Origin of the sequence: Pseudonocardia sp. Ae150A_Ps1 (assembly GCF_001932315.1) — a bacterium.
Classification (GTDB): domain Bacteria; phylum Actinomycetota; class Actinomycetes; order Mycobacteriales; family Pseudonocardiaceae; genus Pseudonocardia.
This window is the reverse complement of the sequence record NZ_MCIJ01000001.1, coordinates 5,966,097-5,990,432: the sequence shown is the minus strand read 5'-3', so window position 1 is coordinate 5,990,432 and position 24,336 is coordinate 5,966,097. Positions and strand designations below refer to the sequence as shown.

Here is a 24,336-nt window from a genome sequence, read left to right as displayed (position 1 = left end):
CTCACTGGCGCGCTTCCTTGGCCATGTCCCGGATGAAGGGCGAGAGCAGCAGCACGATCAGGAGGATCAGCAGCACGTTGATCGCGCTCCCGAGCCCCAGCTGCTGGCCGCCGTCCTGGAACGCGATGTTGTAGATGTAGAGCATGATCGACTCGTTGCCGATCTGCGGTGCCTGCGGGGAGAGCGGTATCAGCTGGTCGAACGTCCGCAGCACGTCCATGATCGAGATGATCGAGACGAACGTGAGCACGCCCCGGATGCTCGGGACGATGACGTGCCAGTGCACCCGCCAGCCGGTGGCGCCGTCGATCCGGGCGGCCTCGACGACCTCCGGCGGGACCCCCTGGAGCCCGGCGAGGATCACCAGCATCGCGAACGGGAGCATGAACCAGACGGTGTTGAGTCCGACCATGACCCGGTTCGCCCAGGGATCGGTGAACCAGAGGATCTCCTGCCCGGTGAGCTCGGTGATCAGGTAGTTGACGACGCCACCGAAGTTGGAGTCGAACAGCCAGGAGAACATCGTGGCGCCGACGACGTTCGGGACCACGTAGGACACCAGCAGCACGCCCAGCACCCACGGGCGCGAGCGGCCGAGCCCGTTCACCAGGACGGCGAGCAGGTAGCCGCCGACGAGCAGCACCGCGATCACCGCCGCGGTGAGGCCGACGGTGAACAGCACCGCCCGGCCGAGCCGGGGGTCGGACAGGGCCTGGGCGTAGTTGTCCAGGCCGAGGAACGTGCCGGGCTCGCCGTAGTTCACCCGCTGCAGGCTCCACTCCACGGTCTTGTAGAGCGGGAACTGCAGCAGGCCGAGCATCACCAGCAGGCTCGGGGAGACCAGACCGAGGAACTCGCGCCTCCGCATGATCGCCTCACCTCGCTCTCGTGGGGTGGGATCGGTTCGGGAACGGGACTGCTCAGCCGATGGGGCGGTACTCGGCGACGATCTTCGTGGCGACGTCCTGCATCTGCGCCTGGCCGTCCGGGATCGACGTCCGGCCGGACACCACGTCGGCCACGATCGAGGGGATGGCGGTGGCGATCCGCGGCGTCCACGGGAACGGTTCCGGCGGCGGGGCGCGGTCGATCGCGTCCAGCTGGGCCTCCGCGAACGGGCTGCTGTCCGGGGTGACCATGCCCTCGCGCGCCGGGAACGCCCCCGGCACCGCAGCCTTCGACGACTCCGGCCCGACCGCGGCCGCGACCATGTGGAACAGCAGGTCCTTGTCGACGTCGGTGTTCTCCGGGATCGCCCACCCGTCGACCGACAGCGTGTTGTAGAGGACGGGCCCGCCCGCCACGGACGGCGGCGGTGCGAACGCGAAGTCACCGGCGAACCGGCTGTTCTCCAGCTCGGTGAGGTCCTTCATGCGGCCGCTGAACATGATCGCCATGGCGGCGGAGCCGTTGTACATCTGCTGCTGGACGGCCGGCTGCGCGAACGTCGTCACCTGCGGATCCATGTAGGGCATCAGCGAGCGCAGCTGCTCGAACGCCTCCGCCGCCTGCGGTGTGTCGAAGTTGGGCCGACCGGTCCGCCGGTCCACGTAGTCCATGCCCAGCGAGCCGAGCGCCGAGTCGTAGGCGGTCGCGATGTCCGAGCTGGCCAGCAGCGGCAGCGCCAGCGGGTAGCGGATCCCGCCCTCGCGCTGGATCGTCGCGGCGACGTCGCGCAGCTCGGCGAAGGTCCGCGGCGGCTGCAGGCCGAGCCGGTCGAACACGTCCTTGCGGTAGGCCGTGACGTACACCTGGGCCTGCATCGGGACCGCGTAGAGCTTCCCCTCGTAGGACATGGCCTCGCGCATCGCGGGGTTCAGCCGGTCCAGGTCGTACTGCTCGCCGTACTTCTCGGCGAGCCCGTCCAGCGGGTGGATCTTGCCGCTCGCCGCGTGCTGCGGGACGACCTGGCCGTAGGTCTCCAGGATGTCGTACGTGCCGTACCGACCGGCGAGCGTCGCGATCGTCTTCTGCGACTGGCCCGCGTAGTCGATGGGCTCGTGGTGCAGCTCGACACCGTCCTTCGAGCAGCTGCGCACCATCGAGTTGGTGAACGGGTCGATGGCCGACGAGTTGTAGGCCAGGACGTTCACGTCGACGCTCGACGGCGGCGGCGGGAAGTCACAGGGCACCACCGTCGCCGTGGCCGCCGGGGTCCGCGATCCGGCGCCGCAGCCGGCCAGGAGCAGGGCCGTCACCACCGCGACGACGGCCACGACCGGGCGTCGTGCACGCATCACGCCTTCCTCTCCGTTGAGGTACATACGCATGCGCCGACCTCAGTCACGCAATGCGTCCAGCCGGATCCGGGCGCTGTCCCGGTGGCCGACCAGCTGCTCGAAGTCGGACACGGTCACCGTCGGCTCCGCCTGGGTGCGCGTCGCGTCCCGCGTCGCGCGCTGGTAGGTCAACTGCTTGAGGAAGCCTGCCACCGACAGTCCGCCGGCGTACCGGGCGCCCCGGGTGGTGGGCAGGACGTGGTTCGTCCCGGACATCCCCTTGTCCGCGTAGACCACGGTCGACCAGGGGCCGAGGAACAGCGAGCCGTAGTTGCGCAGCCGCTCCAGCCACCAGTCGAGGTCGTCGGCGATCACCTCGAGGTGCTCGGGGGCCAGCGTGTCCATGATCGCGGCGACCGTCTCGCGGCCCTCGGCGAGGTAGACGGTGCCGTGGTCGCGCCAGGCCGCCCCGGCGATCTCGGCGGTGGCCAGCCCCGCGAGCTGCTTCTCGATCTCCCGCGGCACCTCCTCGGCGAGCCGCTCGGACGTGGTGGCCAGCGACGCGGGCGACGTCGGCCCGTGCTCGGCCTGGGCGAGCAGGTCCGAGGCGACGGTGGCGGCGTCGGCGGTGTCGTCGGCGATCACCGCGACCTCCGACGGGCCGGCCAGCACGTCGATGCCGACCCGCCCGTAGAGCTGGCGCTTCGCCTCGGCGACATAGGCGTTGCCGGCGCCGACGATCATGTCCGACGGCGTCCCGTCGAGCAGGCCGAACGCCATCGCGGCGAGCGCCTGGACACCGCCGACCGCGTACACCGACTCGGCGCCGCTGATCCGCGCCGCGTAGAGCACGGCCGGGTGCGGGCGGCCGTTCCGCGACGGCGGGGTGGCGGCGACGACGTTCGGCACACCCGCGACGCCGGCCACCCCGACGGTCATGAACGCGCTGGCCAGCAGCGGGAAGCGACCGGCGGGCAGGTACGCGCCGACGTTCTCGACCGGGACGAAGCGCTGGCCGCAGACGACACCGGGCAGCACCTCGGACTCGAAGTCCTGCAGGTGCGCGCGCTGCATCGAGGCGAACCGGCGGGTCCGCTCGGAACCGGCGTCGAGCGCCTCGCGCAGGTCGGCCGGGAGCTCGTCACCGGACCGGGCGAGCTCGGCGGGGCCGACCAGGAGGTCGTCACCGGTGAACCCGTCCAGGTCGCGGGCGTACCGCAGCACGGCGTCCATCCCGCCCGACTCGATGGCGCTCAGCATCTCCGAGACGGTCGCGACCACGGCCGGGTCGCGACGGTCGGCGGTCTCCACCGTACCCGGCGCCTTGACCACCCGGACCGGGGAACCGATACGCCGGAAGTCCGATTCGCTCAAGTGCATACGCATACACTAGGTGGCACGGGCCGGGATTGACAAGAGCGGATCGTGCCCGCCGTCACCACCCCGGGCGAATCGGAGGGACCGACCGGGTGAGCCACCGGAGCGCCTCCCCGTCGCGGCGTGCCCGCCGCCGGACCCTGGCCCACAGCGTCCGGGACACGTCGCGGACGCCGGACCGGTCCGGCCGCGATCCCCGTGGCCCCGGCGTGCCAGGTCCAGCGGAGGAGGCCCCGTGTCCGTGCACCCGTCGCCGTCCCGTGTCCTCGGCACGGCGCTGGCCGTGCTCGCCGCGGCCGTCGTCACGACGGTCACCGCCCCCGCGGCGGTCGCCGGGCCCACCGCTCCCGTCACCGGCGACCGCGCCGTCGTCGGCGTCTCGGTGGCGACGGTGTGGACCTCCCCCACCAGCCCCCGCACACGGGACCGGGCCGCGGTGTCCGCGCCGGCCGACCCGGCGGGCTGGCTGGCGTCGATGACCGTCGAGGACCGCCGCGAGCTCACCACCGCGTCGCGCACCCAGACCCAGGTCCTCTACGGCACCCCGGTCCGGGTGCTGGAGCGGCGGACCAGGTGGGCGCGGGTCGTGGTGCCTGACCAGCCCGGCGCCAAGGACGGCCGCGGCTACCCCGGCTGGATCCCCGCGGCGCAGCTGACCGGCGGGGCGGCGTTCGCCGGGCTCGCGTCGGCGATGCCGGCCGGGACCGTCGACGGCGTCGCCACGACCTGGCTGTACGACGACGTGGCCCGCGCCGGCCGGCAGCTCGAGATCAGCGCCGGGACCCGGCTCCCCGTCCTGGCGGGCAGGGCCGGGAGCGTGCAACTCGCGCTGCCCGACGGGGGTACCGCGTGGGCCGACGCCCGGCACGTCCGGATCGGCGACCCCGCCCCGCCGACCGGTGAGGACCTGGTGCGGACCGCACGCCTGTTCCTCGACCGCCCCTACCTGTGGGGCGGGCGCTCCGGATTCGCCCCGGACTGCTCGGGCCTGACCGGGCTGGTGCACGCCCTGCACGGCGTCACGATCGGTCGGGACGCCTCCGACCAGCAGCGCGGCGGCCGCGCCGTCGCAAAGGACGACCTGCAGCCCGGTGACCTGCTGTTCTGGGGCTCCCCCGCGACACACGTGGCGATCTACGCGGGTGACGGCCGGATGATCGAGGCCTTCGACGCCGCGACGCCGGTGCGGGTCACCCCGGTCCGGTTCGACGACGCGTACTCCGGCGCCCGCCGCTACCTGCCCGACGGTCGCTGAGCGGGTCGGCTCCGCCGTCCGCGCGGCATGTGACCCATCCCGCCGCCGCGCGCGGGCGCCCGCGACCGCCCGGTGTGCCTACAGTGACCGGCGTGCCGACGACCGCCCGCACCCGCGCCGACGCCTGTCCGGGCGTCGTGTCGCCGCACCTCGCGGCGGACGGCGCGCTGGCCCGCGTCCGGCTGCCCGGCGGGCGGATCACGGCCGCGGCCCTGCGGGCCGTCGCCGCGCTGGCCGGTGCCGCGGGCGACGGTGCGGTGCACCTGACCTCCCGCGGGAACCTGCAGCTGCGCGGCCTCGACCCCGGTGACCCGCGCCCGGTGCGGGAGCTCGCCGCGGCCGGACTGCTGCCGTCGGTCACCCACGAACGCGTCCGGAACGTCCTCGCCTCGCCGCTGTCGGGGATCACCGGCGGGCTCGCCGACGTCCGCGGGCTGGCCGCCGCCCTCGACCGCGGCCTGTGCGCCCGGCCGGAGCTCGCCGCGCTGCCCGGGCGGTTCCTGATCGCGTTCGACGACGGCCGCGGCGACGTCGCCGGGGAACGCCCCGACCTGTGCTGGGTCGCCGTCTCGGTCACGGCGGGCGAGCTCGTCGTCGCGGGGACCGGCACCGGCCTGCACTGCGCCCTCGGCGACGCCCCGGACCTGCTGCTGGACGCCGCGGCCGCGTTCCTGGAGCTGCGCGACACCCACACCGCCGATCCCGCCGCCCGCGCCTGGCGCGCCGCCGAGCTCCCCGACGCCGCCCGCCGTCTCGCGGACACCCTGTCCGGGCCCCACCGGGCGTCGCGTCCGGGCGGTGCGCGGCGCCCGGACGCCACGCTCGACGGCACCGGGGCGGGCGAGCAGGGTGGGCACGGCCGGGTCGGGGAGCTCGGTGGTGGTGCGCTGGGGGTGGCGCCGGTGCTCGGTGAACTGTCGGTGGCCCAGCTGGAGGTGCTCGCCGGGCACGCCCCGGAGCTGCTCGTGACGCCGTGGCGGACCCTCGTCCTCCCCGGCCCGCACCCGGACGCACGGACGGCACGGACGGCACTGCGGGACACGGGGCTCGTCGTCGATCCCGGGCACCCGGCCCTGCGGGTCAGCGCCTGCGCCGGCACCCCCGGGTGCGCGAAGTCGCTGGCCGACGTCCGCGGCGACGCCCGCGCCCTGCTCCGGACCGGGGACACGGCCACCGTGCACGTCTCCGGCTGTGCCCGCCGCTGCGGCGCCCCGCACACCCCGCACACCGACGCCGTCGCCACCGAGCCAGGGGCCTACCTGCGCGACGGCACGGGCCCCGCACACCCGCTCCCGCTGATCACCCGCGACGACGACGGGCCGGACGGGCCCACGCCACCCCCGCTGCCCCGCGCAGCCACCCCACCGTGCGGCTGCCCGCCCGCGGATCCCGCACCCCCGACCCCGCACGACCGACCGAGGAGCCACCACTGAGCGGCTACGACTACATCACCGACGGCGCCGAGATCTACCGGCGCTCGTTCGCGACGATCCGCGCCGAGGCGGACCTGTCCGGGCTGCCGCCCGGGACGGAGGACGTCGCCGTCCGGATGATCCACGCCTGCGGGCAGGTCGATCTCGCGGCGGACATCGCCGCGTCGGCGGGCGTCGTCGACGCCGCCCGGAGCGCGCTGAAGGCAGGCGGCCCGATCATCTGCGACGCGATGATGGTCGCCTCGGGCGTCACAGCGGCCCGGCTCCCGGCCGGCAACGAGGTGCTCTGCCTGCTGCGCGACGAGCGCGTGCTCGGCCTCGCGGCCGAGATCGGCAACACGCGGTCGGCCGCCGCGCTGGAGCTCCTGGCGGACCGGTTCGACGGCGCCGTCGTCGCCGTCGGGAACGCCCCGACGGCCCTGTTCCACCTCCTCGACCTCATCGACCGGGGCGCGCCGCGACCGGCCGCCGTGGTCGGCATCCCGGTCGGGTTCATCGGCGCGGCCGAGTCCAAGCAGGCCCTCGCCGAGCGCACCGACCTGGAGCACCTCGTCGTGCACGGCCGCCGCGGCGGCTCGGCGATCACCGCGGCCGCGCTCAACGCGCTGGCCCACGAGCAGGAGATCATCCCGTGAGCGACGTGCGCCCCGGCTCCGGCACCCTCTACGGCGTCGGCCTCGGTCCCGGCGACCCCGAGCTGACGACCATCAAGGCGGCCCGGCTGATCCGGGAGGCCGACGTCGTCGCCTACCACTCGGCCCGGCACGGCCGCTCGATCGCGCGGCGGATCGCCGAGCCGCACCTGTCGGGCACCGCCGTCGAGGAGGCGCTGGTCTACCCGGTCACGACCGAGACCACCGACCACCCCGGCGGCTACCAGGGCGCGATCGACGAGTTCTACACGGAGGCCGCGGCCCGGCTGGCCGCCCACCTGGAGGCCGGCCGCGACGTCGTCCTGCTCGCCGAGGGCGACCCGCTCTTCTACGGCTCCTACATGCACATGCACAAGCGGCTCGCCGGCCGCTTCCGCGCCGAGGTCGTCCCGGGCGTCACCTCGATCGGCGGCGCCTCGGCCGCGCTCGGGCAGCCGCTCGTCGAGCGCGACGAGGTGCTCACCGTGCTGCCCGGCACGCTGCCCCGCGAGGAGCTGGCGCGCCGGCTCGCCGACACCGACTCGGCCGCCGTCATGAAGCTGGGGCGGACCTTCGGCACCGTCCGCGACGCGCTCGCCGACGCCGGGAAGCTCGACCGTGCCCGCTACGTCGAGCGGGCCACGATGGACGGCCAGCGCACCGGCGCTCTGTCCGACGTGGACCCCGGTGACGTGCCGTACTTCGCGATCGCGCTGGTGCCGGGTGAGGTCGCGGCCTCGGTGCCGGGCGGGCCGGAACCGGTCGCGGGCACGGCCGCGGCCGCCGGGCTCGGGCCGGGCGAGGTCGTCGTCGTCGGGACCGGGCCGGCCGGGCGGGACTGGCTGACCCCGCAGGTCGCCGCCGCGCTGGCCGGGGCCGACGATCTCGTCGGGTACGGGCCCTACCTGGACCGGGTCCCGTCGAACCCGCGGCAGACCCGGCACGCGTCCGACAACCGGGTCGAGGCCGACCGGGCCGCGCACGCGCTGGACCTGGCCGCGTCCGGGCGGCGGGTCGCCGTCGTCTCCGCGGGTGACCCGGGGATCTTCGCGATGGCCACCGCCGTGCTGGAGGTCGCCGCCCAGGAGAAGTACGCCGACGTCCCGGTCCGGGTGCTGCCCGGGCTGTCCGCCGCGCAGGCGGTGTCGGCGGCCGTCGGCGCGCCGCTCGGCCACGACCACGCGATGATCTCGCTGTCGGACCGGCTCAAGCCGTGGGACGTCGTCGCCGACCGGCTCCGGGCGGCCGCCGCGGCCGACCTCGCGATCGCGATCTACAACCCGCGCTCGAAGGCCCGCCCGTGGCAGGTCGGGGCGGCCCGGGACGTGCTGCTGGAGCACCGCTCCCCCGGCACCCCGGTCGTGCTGGGCCGCGACGTCGGCGGCGCGGGCGAGCGGATCGTCGTCACCACACTGGGCGAGCTGGACCCCGAGCTGGTCGACATGCGGACGCTCGTCGTCGTCGGGTCGTCGACGACCCGGGTCGTCGAGCGGGGCGGCGAACCGGTCGTCTTCACCCCACGTCACTACGGACCGGGTGGGACGACGACCGGCTGAGCCGCCGGTCGGCCCACCACAGCAGCAGTGCCAGCAGCACCGCCCCGGCGACCACGCCCCCGACGGTCGTCGCGGCGGTGCCGGCGTCGATCACCCGCAGGTCCAGGAACGGGTACGGGTACCAGTCGACGAGCGCGCCGCGGACGAAGGTGTAGACCAGCCACGCGACCGGCCACACACAGGCCCAGGCCACGGTGCGGCCGTCGATCCGCGGGCGCGGGCCGAACACCAGCCAGCCCGCCAGCACCGCGACCGGCGCGATCCGGTGGAACACGAGGTCCACCGCCCAGGCGACCCCGGTGACGGTGACGACCGAGGAGAGCAGCGCGGCGAAGACCACCCCGGTCACCGTGATCCCGAGGAGCGCGTCGAGCTGCAGTACCCGGAAGCCGCGGCCGTCGCGGGCCGGGTCGAGCGCGAGTCCGACCGCCAGTGCCAGCACGAGGAGGTTCGACTGGATCGTGAAGAAGCTGAACAGCCGCACCAGCCGGGTGCCCACCGGGGCGAGCGGGCCCGCCTCCCCGGTGTTCACGTCGGGTCCGCCCTGGACGATCAGGACGATCTGCGTGACCAGGGCGATCGCGACCAGGACGGCGAGGACGAAGTACCAGGTCCGGGCGACGGCGTCGCGGGGCGTACTCACGCCCGGTGACGCTAACGTCTCGCCGGTGACGAGGGTGCGCCGCTTCGGGCCGGACGACTGGGAGCTCGCCCGGGAGGTCCGGCTCGCCTCCCTGCGGGACGCGTTCGGCGAGGCCAGCGAGTTCTTCCGGGAGCAGGCCGGGCTCGCCGAGGCCGCCTGGCGGAAGGTGCTCACCGAGCACGTCCGCTTCGGCGCCCACCTCGGTGGGACGCCGGCCGGGACCGTCGGCTGGCGGCGCACCGGCGACGACGACGGCCTGCTCTACGGCATGTGGGTCCGCCCCGACGCCCGCGGCACCGGCCTGGCGACGGAGCTGGTCGACGCCGTCGTCGCCGTGGCGCGCGAGCACGGCTCCCGGAGCCTGACGCTGAAGGTCGAGCCGGACAACGCACGGGCCCGGGCGTTCTACACCCGCACCGGGTTCCGGGAGAGCGGGGACGGCGACGGGCCCGGGCTCGTCCTGATGGTCCTCGACCTGGGGGCGGCACGGTGAGCCGCGCCGTGCTGGTCACCGGGTTCGGTGTCGAACCGACCGTCGAGTCGTTCGCGGACGTCCGGGTGCGGCCGACCTCCGTCGTCGTCCGGGTGGAGGCGACGGGCCTGTGCGCGAGCGACCGGTTCGCCTGGGCCGGCCACGACGACGGCGTCGAGCTGCCGATCGTGCCGGGCCACGAGCTGGTCGGACGGATCGTGGAGACCGGGTCCGCGGTGACCCGGTTCCGGGCCGGTGACCGGGTGACGACGCCGTTCGTCTGCGGCTGCGGGACCTGCGCGCACTGCGCGGCCGGTCAGACCCAGGTGTGCCCCGACCAGGAGCAGCCCGGGTTCACCCACCCCGGCTCGTTCGCGGAGCTCGTCCAGCTGCACCACGCCGACCACAACCTGGTGCGCGTCCCCGACGACGTCGACGCCGCCGGCGCGGCACTGCTCGGCTGCCGGGTCGCGACGGCGTACCGGGCACTCGTCGACCGGGGCGGGATCCGGCCGGGCGACCGGGTGCTCGTGCTCGGCGCCGGCGGGGTGGGGCTGTCGGCCGTGCTGATCGCCGGCGCGCTCGGCGCCGGGGCCGTCGTCGCCGATCCGGCACCCGCGGCCCGCGCGCGGGCCGAGGCGCTCGGCGCGGTGGCGACGGTCGACCCGTCCGCCGGGCCCGGCGCGGTGCGCGACGCCGTCGGCGACGGGGGCGCCGTGCTCGCCGTCGAGGCGGCCGGGCGGGCGGAGTCGCTCGCGCTGGGCGTCCGGGCGTTGCGCCGGCAGGGCACCCTCGTACAGGTGGGGCTGCTGGCCGCCGAGCCCGTCGTCCCGGTACCGGAGATGATCGCGAAGGAGCTGACGCTGCGCGGCAGCCACGGGATGGCCGCCGCCGACTACCCGCGGCTCATGGAGCTCGTCGCCGACGGCAGGCTCGACCCGTCCCGGCTGGTCACCCGCCGGATCACCCTGGACGAGGCCCCCGCCGCGCTGGCCGCACGCCCGGAACCCGGTGAGGTCGTGGTCATCGAGCCGTGACCGGCGCCGCGAGGACCGCCCCGACGGCGGCCGCGACGTCCGGCACGCACGTCACCCCGGCGGGGAGCGCCGGCCGGTCGACGACCACGACCGGGACCCCGCGTTCCCGGGCGGCGGTCAGCTTCGGCGCCGTCGCCGCGCCGCCGGAGTCCTTCGTGACCAGCACGTGCGGGCACACGTCGTCGAACAGGGCCCGCTCGGCGTCGAGGTCGAACGGACCGCGGTCGAGCAGCAGCGTGTGCGCCGCGGGCAGCGGCGGGCCGGGCGGGTCGACGGCCCGGATCCAGAACCGGGCCGCCACCGGGGCGAAGCTCGCGAGCCCACCGCGACCGGTCGTGAGGAGCACCCGGCCGTCCGGGCCGGGCAGCGCCGCCGCCGCGTCCGCGACCGACGCGACCCGGTGCCAGCGGTCCCCCGGCCCGGGGGTCCAGCCGGGCCTGCGCAGCACCACCAGCGGCACCCCGGCGGTCGCGCAGGCCGACGCGGCGTTCGCCGTCATCCCGGCGGCGAACGGGTGGGTCGCGTCGAGGACGGCGTCGACGCCCTCGACGCGCAGGTGACGCGCGAGTCCCCCGGCTCCGCCGAACCCGCCGACCCGCACCTCGCCGTCAGGCAGGCGGGGGCTGCGCACCGCCCCGGCCAGCGACGACACCACCCGGACGCCGTCCCGCGTGGACAGGTCGGCGGCCGCCGCCCGCCCCTCGGTCGTACCGCCGAGGACGAGCACCGTGCGGAGAGGACTCACAACCGCCAGGGTAGGTGGATGGCGCTCACGACCGTGGTGTTCGACGTCAACGAGACCCTCTCCGACCTCACGCCGCTCGGGAAGAAGTTCTCCGAGCTCGGCGTGCCCGACTGGCTCGGCCCCTACTGGTTCGCCTCCACCCTGCGGGAGGGCATCGCGCTGGCAGCGGGCGGGGAGCTCCGGACCTTCTCCGAGATCGGGACCGACACCGCGGCCCGGCTGCTGCGCCGGCACGGCGTGCGCTGGGCCGACGTCCGGGCCGGGGAGGTCCTGGACGGGTTCCTGGAACTGCCGGTGCACCCCGACGTCCACGACGGCGTCGCCGCACTGCGGGCCGCGGGCCTGCGGCTGGTCACACTGTCGAACGGCGCCGCGGCCGTCGCCGAGCGGCTGCTCGGCGGCCACGGGCTGCGTGAGCAGTTCGACCGGGTGCTGTCGGTCGAGGACGCCGGGATCTGGAAGCCCGCCCCCGCCGCCTACACCTACGCGCTGCGCACCTGCGGGATCGACGCGTCCGAGGCGGTGATGGTCGCGGTGCACCCGTGGGACCTGCACGGGGCCGCCCGGACCGGGATGGCGACGGCCTGGCTGAACCGCACCGGCGAGCCCTGGCCCGGCCACCTCACGCCACCGACCTTCACCGTCCGGGCGCTGCCCGAGCTGGCGGGCCGGCTGGCCTGATCCCGGCGACCGGACCGGCTCAGACGACCTCGAGCACCGGCTCGAACGCCAGCTCGGCCGCGCCGACCAGGGCGCCGTCGCGGCCGAGCGGCGAGACCGCGATCCGGGTCCCGCCCACCGCGCGGCTGACCAGGCTGCGCCGCTCGACCTCCGCGCGCACCCGGTCGACCACCGGCGCGGGCAGTGCCCCGAACAGGTCGCCGAGCACGACGAGCTCCGGTGCCAGCATGTTCACGATCGTCACCAGGCCGGCCGCCATCCAGCCGGCGTAGCCGCCGAGGAGGTGCTCGGCGCGGCCGGGGACGGCGGCGAGCGCGCGCAGCTCGGCGACGAGCACCCCGCGCGCGGTGTCCTCGGGCAGGCCGAGGGCCCGGCACAGCGCGGGCTCGCCGACCTCGGTCTCCCAGCAGCCCCGGGAGCCGCAGAAGCACTCCCGGCCGTCGGGCCGGACGAGCAGGTGGCCGAGCTCGCCGACGTAGCCGCCGGTGCCGCGCAACGGACGCCCGCCGGACACGACGCCGCCACCGACGCCGACGTCGGCCGACAGGTAGACCATGTCGGCCACGTCCCGCCCGACGCCACGGACGTGCTCGGCCAGCGCGCCCAGCTCGGCGTCGTTCGCGACCTGGACGGGCGTGCCCAGCACCGACGACAGCCGGCTCCCCAGCCCGACGTCGCGCCAGCCCAGGTTCGGTGCCTCGTGCACGAACCCGTCCGCGCGCCGGACCACGCCGGGCACCGACACCCCGGCACCGCGTTCACGCACCCCCAGCTCGTCGCGCAGCAGCTCGGCGGACTCGGCGAGGTGGGTGATCACCTCGCCGGGCAGCCGGGTGGTGCGGTGCAGGTTCCAGCTGTGCCGGCCGAGGATCTGCCCGCCGATCCCGACCATCGCCAGCGCGACCTGGTCCACCCGCACGTCGACGGCGAGGACGACCGCCGCCTGCGGGTCGGGCAGCACCAGAAGCGACGGCCGTCCCGCCCCGGACCGCCGGGCGGGGACCGCCTCGCTGACCACCCCCGCTCCGGCGAGCCCGTCCACCACCGACTTGATCGTGCTGCGGTTGAGGCCGAGCTCGCCGGCGAGGGTGGCGCGGGTGCAGGGCCCGTCGACGTGCAGCCGGCGCAGCAGGGCGGTCCTGTTGTGCCGGCGCGCGTCGTCGGGCCGGGTTCCCGTCGGGGTGCTCACCGGGTGGCCGCCGTCACCGTCCGGTGGCCGCCGAGCGCCGCCGGGACAGCACGTCGACGGCCGCGGCCAGCAGCAGCACCAGCCCGGTCACGACGAACACGACGGCGGCGGGCTGCTTGAGCAGGCCCAGGCCGTTCTGCACGGTCGCCAGCACGGTGCCGCCGATCACGGCGTTGGAGATCCGCCCGCGCCCACCGAACAGCGACGTCCCGCCGATCACCGCGGCACCGACCGCGAACAGCAGGGTGTTCCCGCCGCCCGCCGCCGGGTTCACCGAGCCGATCTTCGAGGAGTAGACGATGGCGCCGATCGCGGCGAACGCCGTCGAGATCACGAACACCGACGCCCGGATCCGGACGACGTCGATGCCCGCCCGGCGCGCGGCCTCCCGGTTCCCGCCGACGGCGTAGACGTGCCGGCCGAACCGGGTCCGGTCCAGCACCCAGGTGCCCAGCACGATCGGCACCACGTAGGGCACGCCGGCGATCGCGACCGTCCCCGGTGAGCGGTCCTGCACGAGCAGGAACGTGGCGAGCCCGCCCAGCACGACCACCGCCCCGATCTTGATCATCACCAGCCCGGTCGGCCGGGCCACCAGGCCGCTCCGCAGCCGGGACCGCTGCCGGACCAGCTGGACCACCGCGTAGCCGCCCGCGGCCACGACGAACAGTACCCAGGACCCCGTGACGGACAGGTTGCCGTTCGCCACCGCGTTGATCAGCGGGTCGCGCAGGGCCAGGGTGCCGCCGTCGCCGATCAGCTGCAGGATCACGCCCTGCCAGGTGATGAACAGGGCCAGGGTGACGACGAACGAGGGCATCCCGACCCGGGCCACCAGGAACCCGGTCAGGCAGCCGATGACGACGCCGACGCCGAGCGCGAGGCCATCACCGTCCACGCCGTCGCTGGGACGCCGATCACCAGCAGCGCCGCGGTCAGCAGGCTGATCGCCGTCCCGGCCCACACCCGGACCAGCGCGGCCAGCCCGGCCGCGACCACCATCACGATCACGAGCAGCACGAACACGACGGTGCCGGTCGCGCCGAGGACGTTGCCGTCGTTCACCAGGTGCAGCGCCATCAGCGCCGCCGCCAGCCCGGACGCGGTGCCCGCCGCCAGGTCGATCTCGCCGGTGAGCAGGACGAACACCAGGCCCATCGCGATGATGGTCGGCCCGGCGCCCTGCTGCAGGAGGTTCGCCAGGTTCAGCAGGCTGCCGAAGGTGCCGCCGGTGTCGAGCACGGTGAACAGCACGAACAGCGCGGCGAGCCCCAGCAGGGCCGGCAGCGAGCCGAGCTCGCCGGAGCGCAGTCCCCGGAGGTAGCCGGTGATCGCCTCGCCGGTGCTGTGCGCGGTCGTGTCGATGCCGAAGTCGGCGGCCCGGTTGCCGGGGTTCGCCCGCCGGGCGGCGTTCGGCGGCTCGTCGGTCCTGGTCGTCCGGGTCGTCCGGGTCGTCCGGGTCGTCCGGGTCACCGTGTCTCCTCCGTCCGGGTCGGGTGCCCCGTCGCCACGGGTCACTGCGCGGCCGCCGACTCGGGCCGGGCCAGGCCCAGCTCGCCGGACCGGCCGGCGGTGATCAGCTGGACGACCTGGGAGTGGTCGACCTCCGACGTCGGGACCTCGGCGACCATCCGGCCGAGGTAGAGGCAGGCGATCCGGTCCGAGACCTCGAAGACGTCGGCCATGTTGTGGCTGATCAGGACGACGGCGAGGCCCTGCTCGGCCAGCCGTCGCACCAGGTCGAGCACCTGCCGGGTCTGGGCGACGCCGAGCGCCGCGGTCGGCTCGTCGAGCAGCACGACCCGGGAGTCCCACAGCACGGACTTGGCGATGGCGACGGTCTGCCGCTGCCCGCCGGACAGCGACGCGACCGGTGTCCGGACCGAGGTGACCGTGCGGACCGACAGCGACGCCAGCGTGTCCCGGGCGGCCTGCTCCATGGACGCCTCGTCGAGCATCCAGGAGCGGCCGCGCTCCCGGCCGAGGAACATGTTCTGGACGATGTCGAGGTTGTCGGCCAGCGCGAGGTCCTGGTAGACGACCTCGATGCCGAGCCGGGCCGCGTCCGACGGCGCGTCCAGCGACACCGGATCGCCGTCGAAGACGATCTCGCCGCCGTCGATCGGGTGGATGCCGGCGACGCACTTGACCAGCGTGGACTTGCCGGCGCCGTTGTCGCCGACGAGGGCGGTGACCTCCCCGGCGCGGACCGCGAGGTCGACGTCGTGCAGGACCCGCACCGCGCCGAAGCTCTTCGTCACCCCGCGCAGGGACAGGATCGGTTCGGCCATGGCCGTACCTCCGGGTGGTGGTGGCTACTGGATGCCGAGGCGGCCGCACTCGGCCGTGACCGGACCGGTGCAGATCTCCGACGGCTGGATGTAGCCGGCGTCGGTGACCGTCTTGACGTTGTCCTTGGTGATCAGCTGCGGGGTGAGCAGCACGGACTTCACGTCCCGGTTGCCCTTCGGGTCGTTCACCGTCTGGGTGGCGACGGCGTCGGCGCCCGCGGTGTCGCCCGTCGCCAGCGCCCCGGCCAGCTTCGCCGCCGCGTCGGCCTCCTCCTGGATCGGCTTGAACACCGTCATGTACTGGTCACCGCGCAGGATGGCGGCGAGCCCGTCGGCGGTGGCGTCCTGGCCGGTGACCGGGACGGTGCCGTTGAGGCCGTACTTGGCGAGCACCGTGATGATCGATCCGGCCATGCCGTCGTTGGCGACGGCGACGCCGTCGACCTTGCCGCCGTTGGCGGTGAGCAGCTGCTCGAAGGTGGTCCCGGCGACCTGGTTGTCCCACTTGTCGATCGCCTGGTCGCCGGCCAGCACGAACTCGCCGGAGTCGTACTTCGGCTGCAGGGCCTTCAGCTGCCCGTTCTTGTAGAGCGTCGCGTTGTTGTCGGTCGGCGCGCCCTCGATCTGGATGATCTGCGCGCCCGGCTTCGCCCCGATCCCCTGGACCAGGCCCTGCCCCTGGAGCTCGCCGACCTTCTCGTTGTCGAAGGACACGTAGTAGTCGCTGGTGCCGCCCAGGTTGAGCCGGTCGTAGTCGATGACCGGGATACCCTGTGCCTTCGCCTTCTGCGCGACGGCGTTGCCGCCGTCGCCGCTGATCGAGGCGATGATCAGCACCTTGACCCCGCTGGAGATCATCCCGTCGGCCAGCGTCGAGAACTTCTGCTCGTCGCCCTGCGCGTTCTGGATGCCCGGGTCGAGGCCCTGCGCGCGCAGGGCCTTGTCCAGCATCGGCTTGTCGAAGCCCTCCCACCGGGCCGACGTGTCGGTCTCCGGGAGGATCACCCCGACCTTCGTCCCGCCGGCCCCCGCGTCGCCGCCGCCGGCGTCCTCCTGGCCGCCGCCCGCGCTGTTCTGACCGCAGCCCGCCACCACGAGCAGCAGGCCGAGACCCGCCGCCGTCACCGCCCGCCGCAACCGGGACCCACGCCCCGTCTCCCGCACCTTCATCGGCACATCCCCTCCACGACGTTGTGGATCACCGGCCGCACTGCACGGCCGAGTGAATGTTGCGAGCGCCAACGTATTCGCCCGGAGGTCGTGATCGACAGCCGGGTGAATCGAGAAAGTACGTGCCGGAAGGTCACGATCGGATCACGACGGGCGTCATTTGTTGCCGGCCCGGCCCAGCCGCTCTTGCCGCTCCGGCAAGTTTTCTTGCCGACCGGCACAGGGTGCCGGGACCCTGGCGACACCGACACGAGGAGCGCCATGAGCACGATGCCCGACCACGACGACCCCGCTGCCTTCTGGGAGGCCCTCTACGCCGGCCGCGACACCACCGTGGAGCCACGGGTGAACGCGCGCCTCGACGAGATCGCCGCGGCCCTCACCCCCGGCGACGCGCTGGACCTCGGCTGCGGGGGCGGCGGCGACGCGCTGTGGCTCGCCCGCCGCGGCTGGCGGGTCACCGCGGTCGACATCGCCGGGGCGGCGACCACCGCGCTGGCACAGCGCGCGGCCGCCGCCGGCCTCGGCGACCGCATCACCGCCGAGCGGCACGACCTGGCCGACACCTTCCCGGACGGCCGGTTCGACCTGGTCTCGGCCCAGTACTTCCAGACACCGTTCGCCCTGCCCCGCGCCCGGGTGCTGCGCACGGCGGTCGACGCGCTGCGCCCCGGCGGACGACTGGTCGTCGTCGACCACGGCTCGACCGCGCCGTGGTCGTGGAACCAGGACCCGGACACGCACTTCCCCACCCCGGAGGAGGTGCTCGACGGGATCGGGCCGGCACCCGTCGTCGTCGAGCGGGCCGACCGTCCGGTGCGGCGGGCGACCGGGCCCGGCGGGCAGACCGCCGACGTCGTCGACCACGTCCTGGTGCTGCGCCGGGACGGGTGACGCTCAGGCGCGCAGGGTGTCCAGCAGCTCGGCCTCGACCGCCGCGAGCCGCGGGTCGGTGAGGACGTCCCGGGTCCGCGGCCGCGGGAGGTCGACGGCGACCTCGCGCACCACCGTCGCCGGCCGCGGGGAGAACACGATCACCCGGTCAGAGAGGAAGGCGGCCTCGCGGACGTCGTGCGTGATCAGCAGGGTCGTCCAGCCGTAGCGCTCGCGCATCGACTCCAGCCACTCCTGCATCCCGGTGCGGGTGAGCGCGTCGAGGGCGCCGAAGGGCTCGTCGAGGAGCAGCACCTCCCGCCCGCCGACGACGGTCCGCAGCAGCGCGGCCCGCTGCCGCATCCCCCCGGAGAGCTCGGATGGGCGCGCCCCCTCGAACCCGTCGAGCCCGAACGGGGCGAACAGCGCCCGCGCGCGCTCGCGGGCCTCGCGGCGCGACACGCCCGCGACCTCGAGGCCGAGGGTGGTGTTGTCGAGGACCGTCCGCCACGGGAAGAGCAGGTCCTGCTGGGGCATCAGCCCGAACGGGGCGCCGTCCACCGGGTCGCCGTCGACCGTGGTCGCCCCGGTCACTGTGGCGCCGTCGAGGATCCCCGCCATCGCGGCGAACAGCGTGGACTTCCCGCACCCGGAGGGACCGACGATGGAGACGAACTCCCCCGGCGCGACGTCGAGCGACACGTCGTCGAGGACGGCCAGGCCGCCGTAGGACACCGACAGGTCCCGCACCGCCACCTTCATCGGTGATCACCCCGGTACCAGGGCGTCACCAGGCGCTGTACGACGTGGGTCAGCCCGAACAGCGCGACCGAGAGCACCGCCGTCACCGCGACGGCGGCGAGCACCAGGTCGGTGCGGAACTGGTTCTTCTGCAGCTGCATGAAGATCCCCAGCCCGGCACGGGCACCGACGTACTCGGCGAAGATCGCCCCGGTGACGGCGTAGGTGATCGCGATCCGCAACGACGTGAAGAACGACGGCATCGCCCCGGGCAGCCGGACGTAGCGGAACCGCTGCCAGCGGCTCGCCCCCATCGACCGCAGCAGCGCCGTGGCCGACCGGTCCGTCGCGGCGAACCCCTCGATCAGGCCGACGGTCACCGGGAAGAACGTCACCAGCGCGATGACCAGCACCTTCGGTAGCAGCCCGAACCCGAACCAGATGATCAGCAGCGGCGCGATCGCGACGACCGGGAGCGTCTGGGACGCCACCAGCAGCGGGGTCAGCGCCCGGCGCAGCCACGGGGAGAAGTCCACGCCGACCGCGATGGCCCACGCGACCAGCAGCGACACGGTGAACCCGACGACCGTCACCTGCACCGTCGGCAGCGTGTTCTCCCACAGCACCGACCGGAACGCCCAGCCCTGCTCGCCGACGCGCAGCGGCGAGGGCAGCGCCTGCGGCCGGACCCCGGTGACCGCGACGGCCGCCTGCCAGACGGCCAGCAGCGCCACGACCAGCAGCGCGGCGGGGGCGAGCCGGCGCATCACGGTGTCAGGTAGTCGTTGGTGAACCAGGTGGAGAAGTCGGGCTTCTCGCGGACCGGGGCGCCGTCGGGCCCGGCCACCGTCCCGGTGTCGTAGAGGAACCCGGAGAACGCCGACCACTTCTCCGGCGTCTGGAAGCCCACGCGGCCCTGCTCGTCGCGCAGGTAGCCGTCGGCGAGCATCGTCGCGCCCCGGTCGACGAGCTGGTCGTCGGTGAAGGCGCCCGGGTTGGCCTCGGACAGCATCCGGGCCGCACCGGCCGGGTCCTGCGCGGCGAGGGCGTAGCCGCGCTGGGCGGCCTGCACGAAGGCGCGCGCCCGGTCCGGGTTCTGCTGCAGCCAGGTCGAGTTGCCGACGAGGAGCACGTTGTAGGCGTCCGGGAAGCCGTAGTCGGTGTACCGGAACGTCTTCAGCGGCTCGCCCCGCAGCTGCGCCTCGATGCCCTCGACGTTGACGAACGGCTCGGTGAAGTCGGCCTGCCCGGCGTAGAGCGCCTCGTAGGCCGCGGTGTTCAGCACCTCGGTGCGGATGTCGCCGCGTCCGCCGTCGTTGCGGATCACCGCCTGCATCTTCGCGACCTCGCCGGGCTCGCCGAACCCGGCGTAGACCTTGCCGTCGAGGTCGCGCGGCGACCGGATGTCGGCCCGGTCGGCGCGGACCGCGATCTCGGTGGCCCAGTGCTGCAGGACCGCCATCACCGAGGTGATGTCGGCACCCGCGGCCCGGGAGTAGGTGAAGGAGCTCTGGAAGCTGATGCCGAAGTCCGCGGCGCCGCTGCCGACGAGCGTGTCCGGCGACGTCTGGTTGTAGGGCAGGAACTCGACGTCCAGCCCGGCGTCGCGGAAGTACCCGGCCTGCTGGGCGGCGAACAGGCCGATGTGGTTGGTGTTGGGCGTCCAGTCCAGCGCGACGCGGATCGGCTGGTCCCGGTCCGCTCCCCCGCCGTCGCCGCCGGCACAGCCGGACAGCGCGAGGACGAGCGCGAGCAGCAGGACGATCGGACGGGCACGTGACAGCACGAGAGCGGCCTCCCTACGCCGGTGTCACCCGGATCAGGTTCGAACGGTCGGCGGCCGGTCCTGCCGCCCTCTCAGCCTCGGTGCGCGGGCTCCCGCGGTACGGCCGGTCAGCCTACGCGGGTACACAGCCGCGCCCGTCGATCACCGACCGTTGATCGTCATCACCCTGTGTCACATTCGAGCGCGAGACGCGAGCCGGTGTCACCGAGCCGCCGCTCGATCGTTATCCTCGGGCTCCGCGAGAGCGACGCTGCGTGACCGGCCGGATCCGAATCCGCGGACCCGTCCGACGCGGCGCGGAAGGGACGAGATGGCGGCCTCCCCGTGGATCTCCGGAACGGCCGGCCGCGTGACACCCGATCCTGCGCCCGCCCTCGTGCGGGTGGCGCTGCAGGCCGGGTCGACCTCGGTCGCCCACGTCGACGTGGCCGCGATGCTGTCCGGTCTCTGCGTGGCGCTCGTCCCCGCCGCAGGTGTCGGCGGTGCCGCCCTGCTGCTCCGTGAGCCGGCCGACCCCCGTGACCCGGAGGGCCGGCGGGTGTTCGGCTCGGACACCGCCGCGCCCCGGCTCGGGGAGCTCCAGCGCCGTGCCGACGCCGGGCCGGGCCCGGCCGCCGAGCGCGGCGACCGGGTGCTGCTCACCCCCGACCTGACCCGGTCCGGGCCGCCCGAGCTCGCCGCCGCGGCAGCGGACTGCGGGCTGGTCCGGTCGCTCGCCGTCCCGGTACCGATCGCCGGCCGCACCGGCGGGGTCCTGCAGCTGTTCGCCCGGGGCGGCCCGAAGGACCGGCTCACCGAGGACCTGGCCGACGCGCTGCGCGCGGTCGTGACGGCGCTGGCGGCCCGCATCGCCGACGTCCGGGAGATCGCCAGACTGGAGCAGGCGGCGGCCCGCGAGGCGGGGACGGGCACGTCCTCGCTCCCCGGTGCGCCGTCCGCACTCCCGGGGGTGCCCCCGGGAGCCGAGCTGCGCGGGACTGCCCGGCCCGGCGGCCCACGGGACGGTGCCGCGAGCCCGTGGGCCGGGCGGTCCCCGGTCACGGGTCCGTCGAGCAGGTCGGCTCCGTCGGGCCCCGGTTCGCCGGGCCCCGGTCGCGGCCGGGCCGCCGGATCGGACTCCGCCCGGGCGGGGGACCCGCGCACGCGCACCGACGGACCGGACGACGACCGCGTCCGGCCGCGCGACCCGTGGCCCGCACCGGCGGGCGATGCGCCCGCACGACCGTCCGGCCCTCCGGCGCCCCGGCCGGCGGATCCGTCCGCGGCGGGGCAGGCGGGCCCGGTCCCCGCCCGGCTGCCGTCCCCGCGGGACCCGATCAGCGGTGGCACCCGGATCGGACGCGCGGACGGTCCGCGGAACGGCTCCGGCCGCACCGCGGAGCCGGGTCGCGACGGCGGCCGGGAGTCCGGCCCGCTCGGCGGACGACCGCAGGCCCCCGGGACCCGCGAGGGTGACGGACCGCTCCCGCGGACGCCGGCCGACCGGTGGATCGGCTCCCGGGCCGATCCCGCGACCGACGCCGCCGGCGACCGGGAGGTCCACGGGGCGGACGGTCACGACGACGTGCCGCCGCGCGCCGACCGGACGGCCCTCATCCCGGTGGCGCGCCGGTCGGGCGGGACCGGGTCCGGCCCGCAGGTCCCCGCGCAGCGCCGGGCCCGGCACCGTCGCCGGTCCGACTGAGGGCGTCGCCGCTCAGGTGGCGGACGGCCGCACCGGGTCCGGCCCACCCGGACGACCGGCGCCGGCCACGGCCGCCCGGACCGCCGTCACACCGGCGGTCCGGCTCCGGTGGGCGCGTGCTCCGCGGACGGGTCCCCCGAGGACGGGTGCTCCGAGGACGAGGGCACGTGCTCCGACGGCGTACGCTCCGCGGACGTGCTCGGCGACACCGAGTCCCCGGCACCGGCGACGTCCCCGGCGACGTCTCCGGCACCCGCCACGTCCTCGGCACCGGCCTGCCCGGCCGCCCGTCCGGCCTCGACCTGGGCGTGTTCCTGCAGGTAGGCCGACACCCGCTGGCGGCTGACCCCGAACAGCCGTCCGATCCCGGCGATCGTCTCCCCCTCGCCGTGCAGCGCCACCGCCTCCTCCCGGCGGAAGCGGCCGCCGACGGCGCCGAGGCCGTCCAGCGCGCGGGTGACGCTCTCGACGATCAGCGGGCGGTTCTCCTGCGGCACGATCTCCCGCCAGCCGAGGCCGCGGGACCGCAGCTCCTGCAGCTCCAGCACGCGCTGCCGGGCCGACTCCAGGTCCGCGATCGACGCGTCCAGCTCGGCACCGAGTGCGGCCAGCGCGGAGTCCGCGGTGTCCGCGGAGTCCGAGTCACCCGCACCGGCAGCGCCGGATCCGTCCCCCACCATCGTCACCCTTCCGAGCGTACGGCCCGGTGTCACCCACCCTGGCTCGCCGCGTAGTCTCGACCAACGCAAGGGGGGTTGCTCCCTCGAACGGGCTATCACCGACCTACCGGTCGGACAGGAGGAGCGGGATGGCGCGGTACGACGTCGTCATCGTCGGCGGGGGCTCGGCCGGTGCCGTGCTGGCCAACAGGCTCAGCGCCGACACCGATCGTACGGTACTCGTCCTGGAGGCGGGCCGGCCCGACCACCGGTGGGACCCGGTGATCCGGATGCCCGCGGCGCTGTCCCAGGCGTGGGGGAACCCGCGGTACGACTGGTGCTACACGACCGACCCCGAGGACGGTCTCGCCGGCCGCCGGATCGCCGTCCCGCGCGGGAAGGTGCTCGGCGGGAGCAGCAGCATCAACGGGATGGTCTACCAGCGGGGCAACCCCGGTGACTACGACCGCTGGGCCACCGGGCCGGGCCTGTCCGGGTGGAGCTCGGCGCACTGCCTGCCCTACTTCCGGCGCCTGGAGCGGCGGCTCTCCGAGCACCGCATCGCCCTCGACGCCGACGGCGCCGGGCCGCAGGTCCTCGAGCGCGCACCGGCGTCCGGCCCGCTCAACGACGCCTTCCTGATCGCCGCCGGGCAGGCCGGGCACGCGGTGCTCGACAACGTCAACGGCCCCCGCCAGGAAGGCTTCTCCCGCACCGAGCGGACGATCTTCCGTGGCCGGCGGTACTCCGCCACCGACGCCTACCTGCACCCGGTCTCGGCGTCACGCCCGAACCTGCGGGTCCGGACCGGGGTGCAGGTGCGCCAGCTGCGGTTCGACGCCGGCGGGTCCCGCGTGATCGGCGTCCGCTACAGCACCCCGGACGGGCTCACCCACGACGTCGACGCCGGCGAGACGATCCTGTGCGCCGGTGCGGTCGCCACCCCCCAGCTCATGCAAGTCTCCGGGATCGGGGACCCCGCCCACCTCGCGACGCTCGGGATCGACGTCCGGGCCGCGCTGCCGGGGGTCGGGGCGAACCTGCAGGACCACCTGGCCATCCACCTGCAGCACACGTGCCTCCGGCCGGTCTCGCTGGCCGGTCAGCGCCGGGCCCACCGGCTCCCGGGCGCGGCGGCCCGCTGGCTCGTCTCGGGCACCGGGATCGGCGCGAGCAACCACTTCGAGATCGGCGGGTTCGGCTCGACCTCGCTCGCCGCGGGCGTGCCGGACGTCATGATGCTGTTCGCACCGGTCGCGATGCGCTTCGCGCCGGACATCCGGCCGGTCGGGCACGGGTTCGAGATGCACGTGAGCGTCATGGCCTCGGACGCGCGGGGCACCGTGCGGGCGGTCTCGCGGGACTCGTCGGTCCCGCCGCGCCTGCAGATGGGCTACCTCGCGACCGAGGACGACCGGCGGCGCTGGGTCGAGGCCATCGGGATCGCCCGCGGGATCCTCTCCCAGCCGGCCTTCGCCGGGCTGGACGGCGGCGAGACGTTCCCGGGCCCGGGCGTGCGCAGCCCCGAGCAGATCCTGGACTGGGTGTCACGACGCGCCCAGAACGGGCTGCACCCGACGAGCACCGCCCGGATGGGCACCGACGAGGGCTCCGTCATCGACCCGTCGTCGATGCGCGTGCACGGCGTCGGCGGGCTGCGGGTGGTCGACGCGTCGGTCTTCCCGGACGTGCCGAACGCCAACACCTACGGGCCGGTCGTGATGGTCGCCGAGCGCGCTGCCGACCTGGTCCTCGGCAACACGCCGCTGGCGCCGGAGGACCGCCCGTCCTTCCCCGCGCCGCGGCGCGACGGGAGCCCGGTGCCGGGTCTCGTGGAGCCCGTCGACGCCTGAGCACCACACCGGCAGCACGACGTCGGAACGACGAACGGGG

General features: G+C 75.0%; 22 protein-coding genes, 1 pseudogene and 1 riboswitch. Of the genes and pseudogenes, 10 read left to right on the top strand and 13 right to left on the bottom strand.

Annotated elements, in window-relative coordinates:
- Position 1: 1 nt before the first annotated feature.
- Genes Ae150APs1_RS28240 through hisD form a run of 3 tightly spaced genes read right to left on the bottom strand, consistent with a single transcriptional unit; the run spans position 2 to position 3,599 of the window.
- Positions 2-868 (bottom strand): sugar ABC transporter permease, encoded by an 867-nt coding sequence (locus Ae150APs1_RS28240; protein ID WP_075301372.1) that lies wholly within the window; start codon positions 866-868, stop codon positions 2-4.
- A gap of 52 nt (positions 869-920) precedes the next feature.
- Positions 921-2,237 (bottom strand): extracellular solute-binding protein, encoded by a 1,317-nt coding sequence (locus Ae150APs1_RS28235; RefSeq protein WP_170918149.1) that lies wholly within the window; start codon positions 2,235-2,237, stop codon positions 921-923.
- 42 nt (positions 2,238-2,279) lie between these two features.
- Positions 2,280-3,599, bottom strand: a complete 1,320-nt coding sequence (gene hisD / locus Ae150APs1_RS28230; RefSeq protein WP_075301368.1) for a histidinol dehydrogenase — start codon at positions 3,597-3,599, stop codon at positions 2,280-2,282.
- Positions 3,600-3,831: 232 nt separating this feature from the next.
- On the opposite strand from hisD, the gene Ae150APs1_RS28225 reads away from it, so the two are divergent.
- From Ae150APs1_RS28225 to Ae150APs1_RS28210, 4 genes are all read left to right on the top strand, one after another.
- On the top strand, positions 3,832-4,851 hold the full coding sequence (locus tag Ae150APs1_RS28225) for an NlpC/P60 family protein (RefSeq protein ID WP_083680500.1): 1,020 nt from the start codon (positions 3,832-3,834) through the stop codon (positions 4,849-4,851).
- 92 nt (positions 4,852-4,943) lie between these two features.
- Positions 4,944-6,284, top strand: a complete 1,341-nt coding sequence (locus tag Ae150APs1_RS28220) for a hypothetical protein (protein ID WP_083680562.1) — start codon at positions 4,944-4,946, stop codon at positions 6,282-6,284.
- Positions 6,281-6,919, top strand: coding sequence for a precorrin-8X methylmutase (locus Ae150APs1_RS28215; RefSeq protein ID WP_075302733.1), 639 nt, complete (start codon positions 6,281-6,283; stop codon positions 6,917-6,919). The genes Ae150APs1_RS28220 and Ae150APs1_RS28215 overlap by 4 nt, the downstream gene beginning before the upstream one ends.
- Positions 6,916-8,472, top strand: coding sequence for a precorrin-2 C(20)-methyltransferase (locus Ae150APs1_RS28210; RefSeq protein WP_075301364.1), 1,557 nt, complete (start codon positions 6,916-6,918; stop codon positions 8,470-8,472). The genes Ae150APs1_RS28215 and Ae150APs1_RS28210 overlap by 4 nt, the downstream gene beginning before the upstream one ends.
- Here Ae150APs1_RS28210 and Ae150APs1_RS28205 read toward each other — a convergent pair.
- A complete protein-coding gene (locus Ae150APs1_RS28205; RefSeq protein WP_075301362.1) occupies positions 8,429-9,115 on the bottom strand; it encodes a Pr6Pr family membrane protein in 687 nt (228 codons plus the stop codon). The two genes, Ae150APs1_RS28210 and Ae150APs1_RS28205, sit on opposite strands and share 44 nt — an antisense overlap.
- Positions 9,116-9,140: 25 nt before the next feature.
- Here Ae150APs1_RS28205 and Ae150APs1_RS28200 point away from each other — a divergent pair, with 25 nt between their 5' ends.
- Positions 9,141-9,608 carry a GNAT family N-acetyltransferase gene (locus tag Ae150APs1_RS28200; RefSeq protein ID WP_170918148.1) on the top strand — a complete coding sequence of 156 codons (468 nt, stop codon included), beginning with the start codon at positions 9,141-9,143 and terminating at the stop codon, positions 9,606-9,608.
- On the top strand, positions 9,605-10,624 hold the full coding sequence (locus tag Ae150APs1_RS28195) for an alcohol dehydrogenase catalytic domain-containing protein (RefSeq protein ID WP_075301358.1): 1,020 nt from the start codon (positions 9,605-9,607) through the stop codon (positions 10,622-10,624). The genes Ae150APs1_RS28200 and Ae150APs1_RS28195 overlap by 4 nt, the downstream gene beginning before the upstream one ends.
- Here Ae150APs1_RS28195 and Ae150APs1_RS28190 read toward each other — a convergent pair.
- Positions 10,611-11,369 (bottom strand): cobalt-precorrin-6A reductase, encoded by a 759-nt coding sequence (locus Ae150APs1_RS28190; RefSeq protein ID WP_075301356.1) that lies wholly within the window; start codon positions 11,367-11,369, stop codon positions 10,611-10,613. The genes Ae150APs1_RS28195 and Ae150APs1_RS28190 overlap by 14 nt on opposite strands.
- A gap of 18 nt (positions 11,370-11,387) precedes the next feature.
- Between Ae150APs1_RS28190 and Ae150APs1_RS28185 the strand changes: the two genes are divergently transcribed.
- A complete protein-coding gene (locus Ae150APs1_RS28185) occupies positions 11,388-12,050 on the top strand; it encodes a haloacid dehalogenase type II (protein ID WP_075301354.1) in 663 nt (220 codons plus the stop codon).
- A 19-nt stretch (positions 12,051-12,069) separates the two neighbouring features.
- Here Ae150APs1_RS28185 and Ae150APs1_RS28180 read toward each other — a convergent pair whose 3' ends face one another.
- The 4 genes and pseudogenes from Ae150APs1_RS28180 to Ae150APs1_RS28165 form a co-directional block, all read right to left on the bottom strand.
- Positions 12,070-13,239: an ROK family protein gene (locus tag Ae150APs1_RS28180; protein WP_010229399.1), complete on the bottom strand. Its 1,170-nt coding sequence runs from the start codon at positions 13,237-13,239 to the stop codon at positions 12,070-12,072.
- 13 nt (positions 13,240-13,252) lie between these two features.
- Positions 13,253-14,604: pseudogene (locus Ae150APs1_RS28175) on the bottom strand (ABC transporter permease).
- 149 nt (positions 14,605-14,753) lie between these two features.
- A complete protein-coding gene (locus Ae150APs1_RS28170) occupies positions 14,754-15,530 on the bottom strand; it encodes an ATP-binding cassette domain-containing protein (protein WP_010229405.1) in 777 nt (258 codons plus the stop codon).
- A 24-nt stretch (positions 15,531-15,554) separates the two neighbouring features.
- Positions 15,555-16,700 carry a substrate-binding domain-containing protein gene (locus Ae150APs1_RS28165; protein WP_075302731.1) on the bottom strand — a complete coding sequence of 382 codons (1,146 nt, stop codon included), beginning with the start codon at positions 16,698-16,700 and terminating at the stop codon, positions 15,555-15,557.
- Positions 16,701-16,961: 261 nt separating this feature from the next.
- Here Ae150APs1_RS28165 and Ae150APs1_RS28160 point away from each other — a divergent pair, with 261 nt between their 5' ends.
- Complete coding sequence (locus Ae150APs1_RS28160; RefSeq protein ID WP_060572477.1) at positions 16,962-17,594, top strand: methyltransferase domain-containing protein; 633 nt, start codon at positions 16,962-16,964, stop codon at positions 17,592-17,594.
- Positions 17,595-17,597: 3 nt separating this feature from the next.
- Here Ae150APs1_RS28160 and Ae150APs1_RS28155 read toward each other — a convergent pair whose 3' ends face one another.
- The 3 genes from Ae150APs1_RS28155 to Ae150APs1_RS28145 form a co-directional block, all read right to left on the bottom strand.
- Positions 17,598-18,335 carry an ABC transporter ATP-binding protein gene (locus Ae150APs1_RS28155; RefSeq protein ID WP_010233159.1) on the bottom strand — a complete coding sequence of 246 codons (738 nt, stop codon included), beginning with the start codon at positions 18,333-18,335 and terminating at the stop codon, positions 17,598-17,600.
- Positions 18,332-19,081: an ABC transporter permease gene (locus Ae150APs1_RS28150; protein WP_249266503.1), complete on the bottom strand. Its 750-nt coding sequence runs from the start codon at positions 19,079-19,081 to the stop codon at positions 18,332-18,334. Before Ae150APs1_RS28150 ends, Ae150APs1_RS28155 begins: the two co-directional genes overlap by 4 nt.
- Positions 19,081-20,100, bottom strand: coding sequence for an ABC transporter substrate-binding protein (locus tag Ae150APs1_RS28145; protein WP_010233152.1), 1,020 nt, complete (start codon positions 20,098-20,100; stop codon positions 19,081-19,083). The genes Ae150APs1_RS28150 and Ae150APs1_RS28145 overlap by 1 nt, the downstream gene beginning before the upstream one ends.
- Positions 20,094-20,206, bottom strand: a riboswitch (TPP riboswitch). (Overlaps the previous gene by 7 nt.)
- A 243-nt stretch (positions 20,207-20,449) precedes the next feature.
- Here Ae150APs1_RS28145 and Ae150APs1_RS28140 point away from each other — a divergent pair.
- A complete protein-coding gene (locus Ae150APs1_RS28140; protein ID WP_139317172.1) occupies positions 20,450-21,784 on the top strand; it encodes a hypothetical protein in 1,335 nt (444 codons plus the stop codon).
- Between the two features lie 86 nt (positions 21,785-21,870).
- Here the strand turns inward: Ae150APs1_RS28140 and Ae150APs1_RS28135 are convergent, their stop codons facing one another.
- On the bottom strand, positions 21,871-22,470 hold the full coding sequence (locus tag Ae150APs1_RS28135; RefSeq protein ID WP_139317173.1) for a hypothetical protein: 600 nt from the start codon (positions 22,468-22,470) through the stop codon (positions 21,871-21,873).
- Between the two features lie 122 nt (positions 22,471-22,592).
- Between Ae150APs1_RS28135 and Ae150APs1_RS28130 the strand changes: the two genes are divergently transcribed.
- Entirely contained in the window at positions 22,593-24,296 is a 1,704-nt protein-coding gene (locus tag Ae150APs1_RS28130) for a choline dehydrogenase (RefSeq protein WP_075301348.1), read from the top strand.
- Positions 24,297-24,336 lie beyond the last annotated feature (40 nt).

What these genes read in the sequence shown, in the direction of transcription:
- Ae150APs1_RS28240 (WP_075301372.1), bottom strand. Translation starts at nt 868, where the DNA reads ATGCGGAGGCGCGAGTTCCTCGGTCTGGTCTCCCCGAGCCTGCTGGTG.
- Ae150APs1_RS28235 (WP_170918149.1), bottom strand. Translation starts at nt 2,237, where the DNA reads ATGCGTGCACGACGCCCGGTCGTGGCCGTCGTCGCGGTGGTGACGGCC.
- hisD (WP_075301368.1), bottom strand. Translation starts at nt 3,599, where the DNA reads ATGCACTTGAGCGAATCGGACTTCCGGCGTATCGGTTCCCCGGTCCGG.
- Ae150APs1_RS28185 (WP_075301354.1), top strand. Translation starts at nt 11,388, where the DNA reads ATGGCGCTCACGACCGTGGTGTTCGACGTCAACGAGACCCTCTCCGAC.
- Ae150APs1_RS28170 (WP_010229405.1), bottom strand. Translation starts at nt 15,530, where the DNA reads ATGGCCGAACCGATCCTGTCCCTGCGCGGGGTGACGAAGAGCTTCGGC.
- Ae150APs1_RS28165 (WP_075302731.1), bottom strand. Translation starts at nt 16,700, where the DNA reads ATGAAGGTGCGGGAGACGGGGCGTGGGTCCCGGTTGCGGCGGGCGGTG.
- Ae150APs1_RS28160 (WP_060572477.1), top strand. Translation starts at nt 16,962, where the DNA reads ATGAGCACGATGCCCGACCACGACGACCCCGCTGCCTTCTGGGAGGCC.
- Ae150APs1_RS28155 (WP_010233159.1), bottom strand. Translation starts at nt 18,335, where the DNA reads ATGAAGGTGGCGGTGCGGGACCTGTCGGTGTCCTACGGCGGCCTGGCC.
- Ae150APs1_RS28150 (WP_249266503.1), bottom strand. Translation starts at nt 19,081, where the DNA reads ATGCGCCGGCTCGCCCCCGCCGCGCTGCTGGTCGTGGCGCTGCTGGCC.
- Ae150APs1_RS28130 (WP_075301348.1), top strand. Translation starts at nt 22,593, where the DNA reads ATGGCGCGGTACGACGTCGTCATCGTCGGCGGGGGCTCGGCCGGTGCC.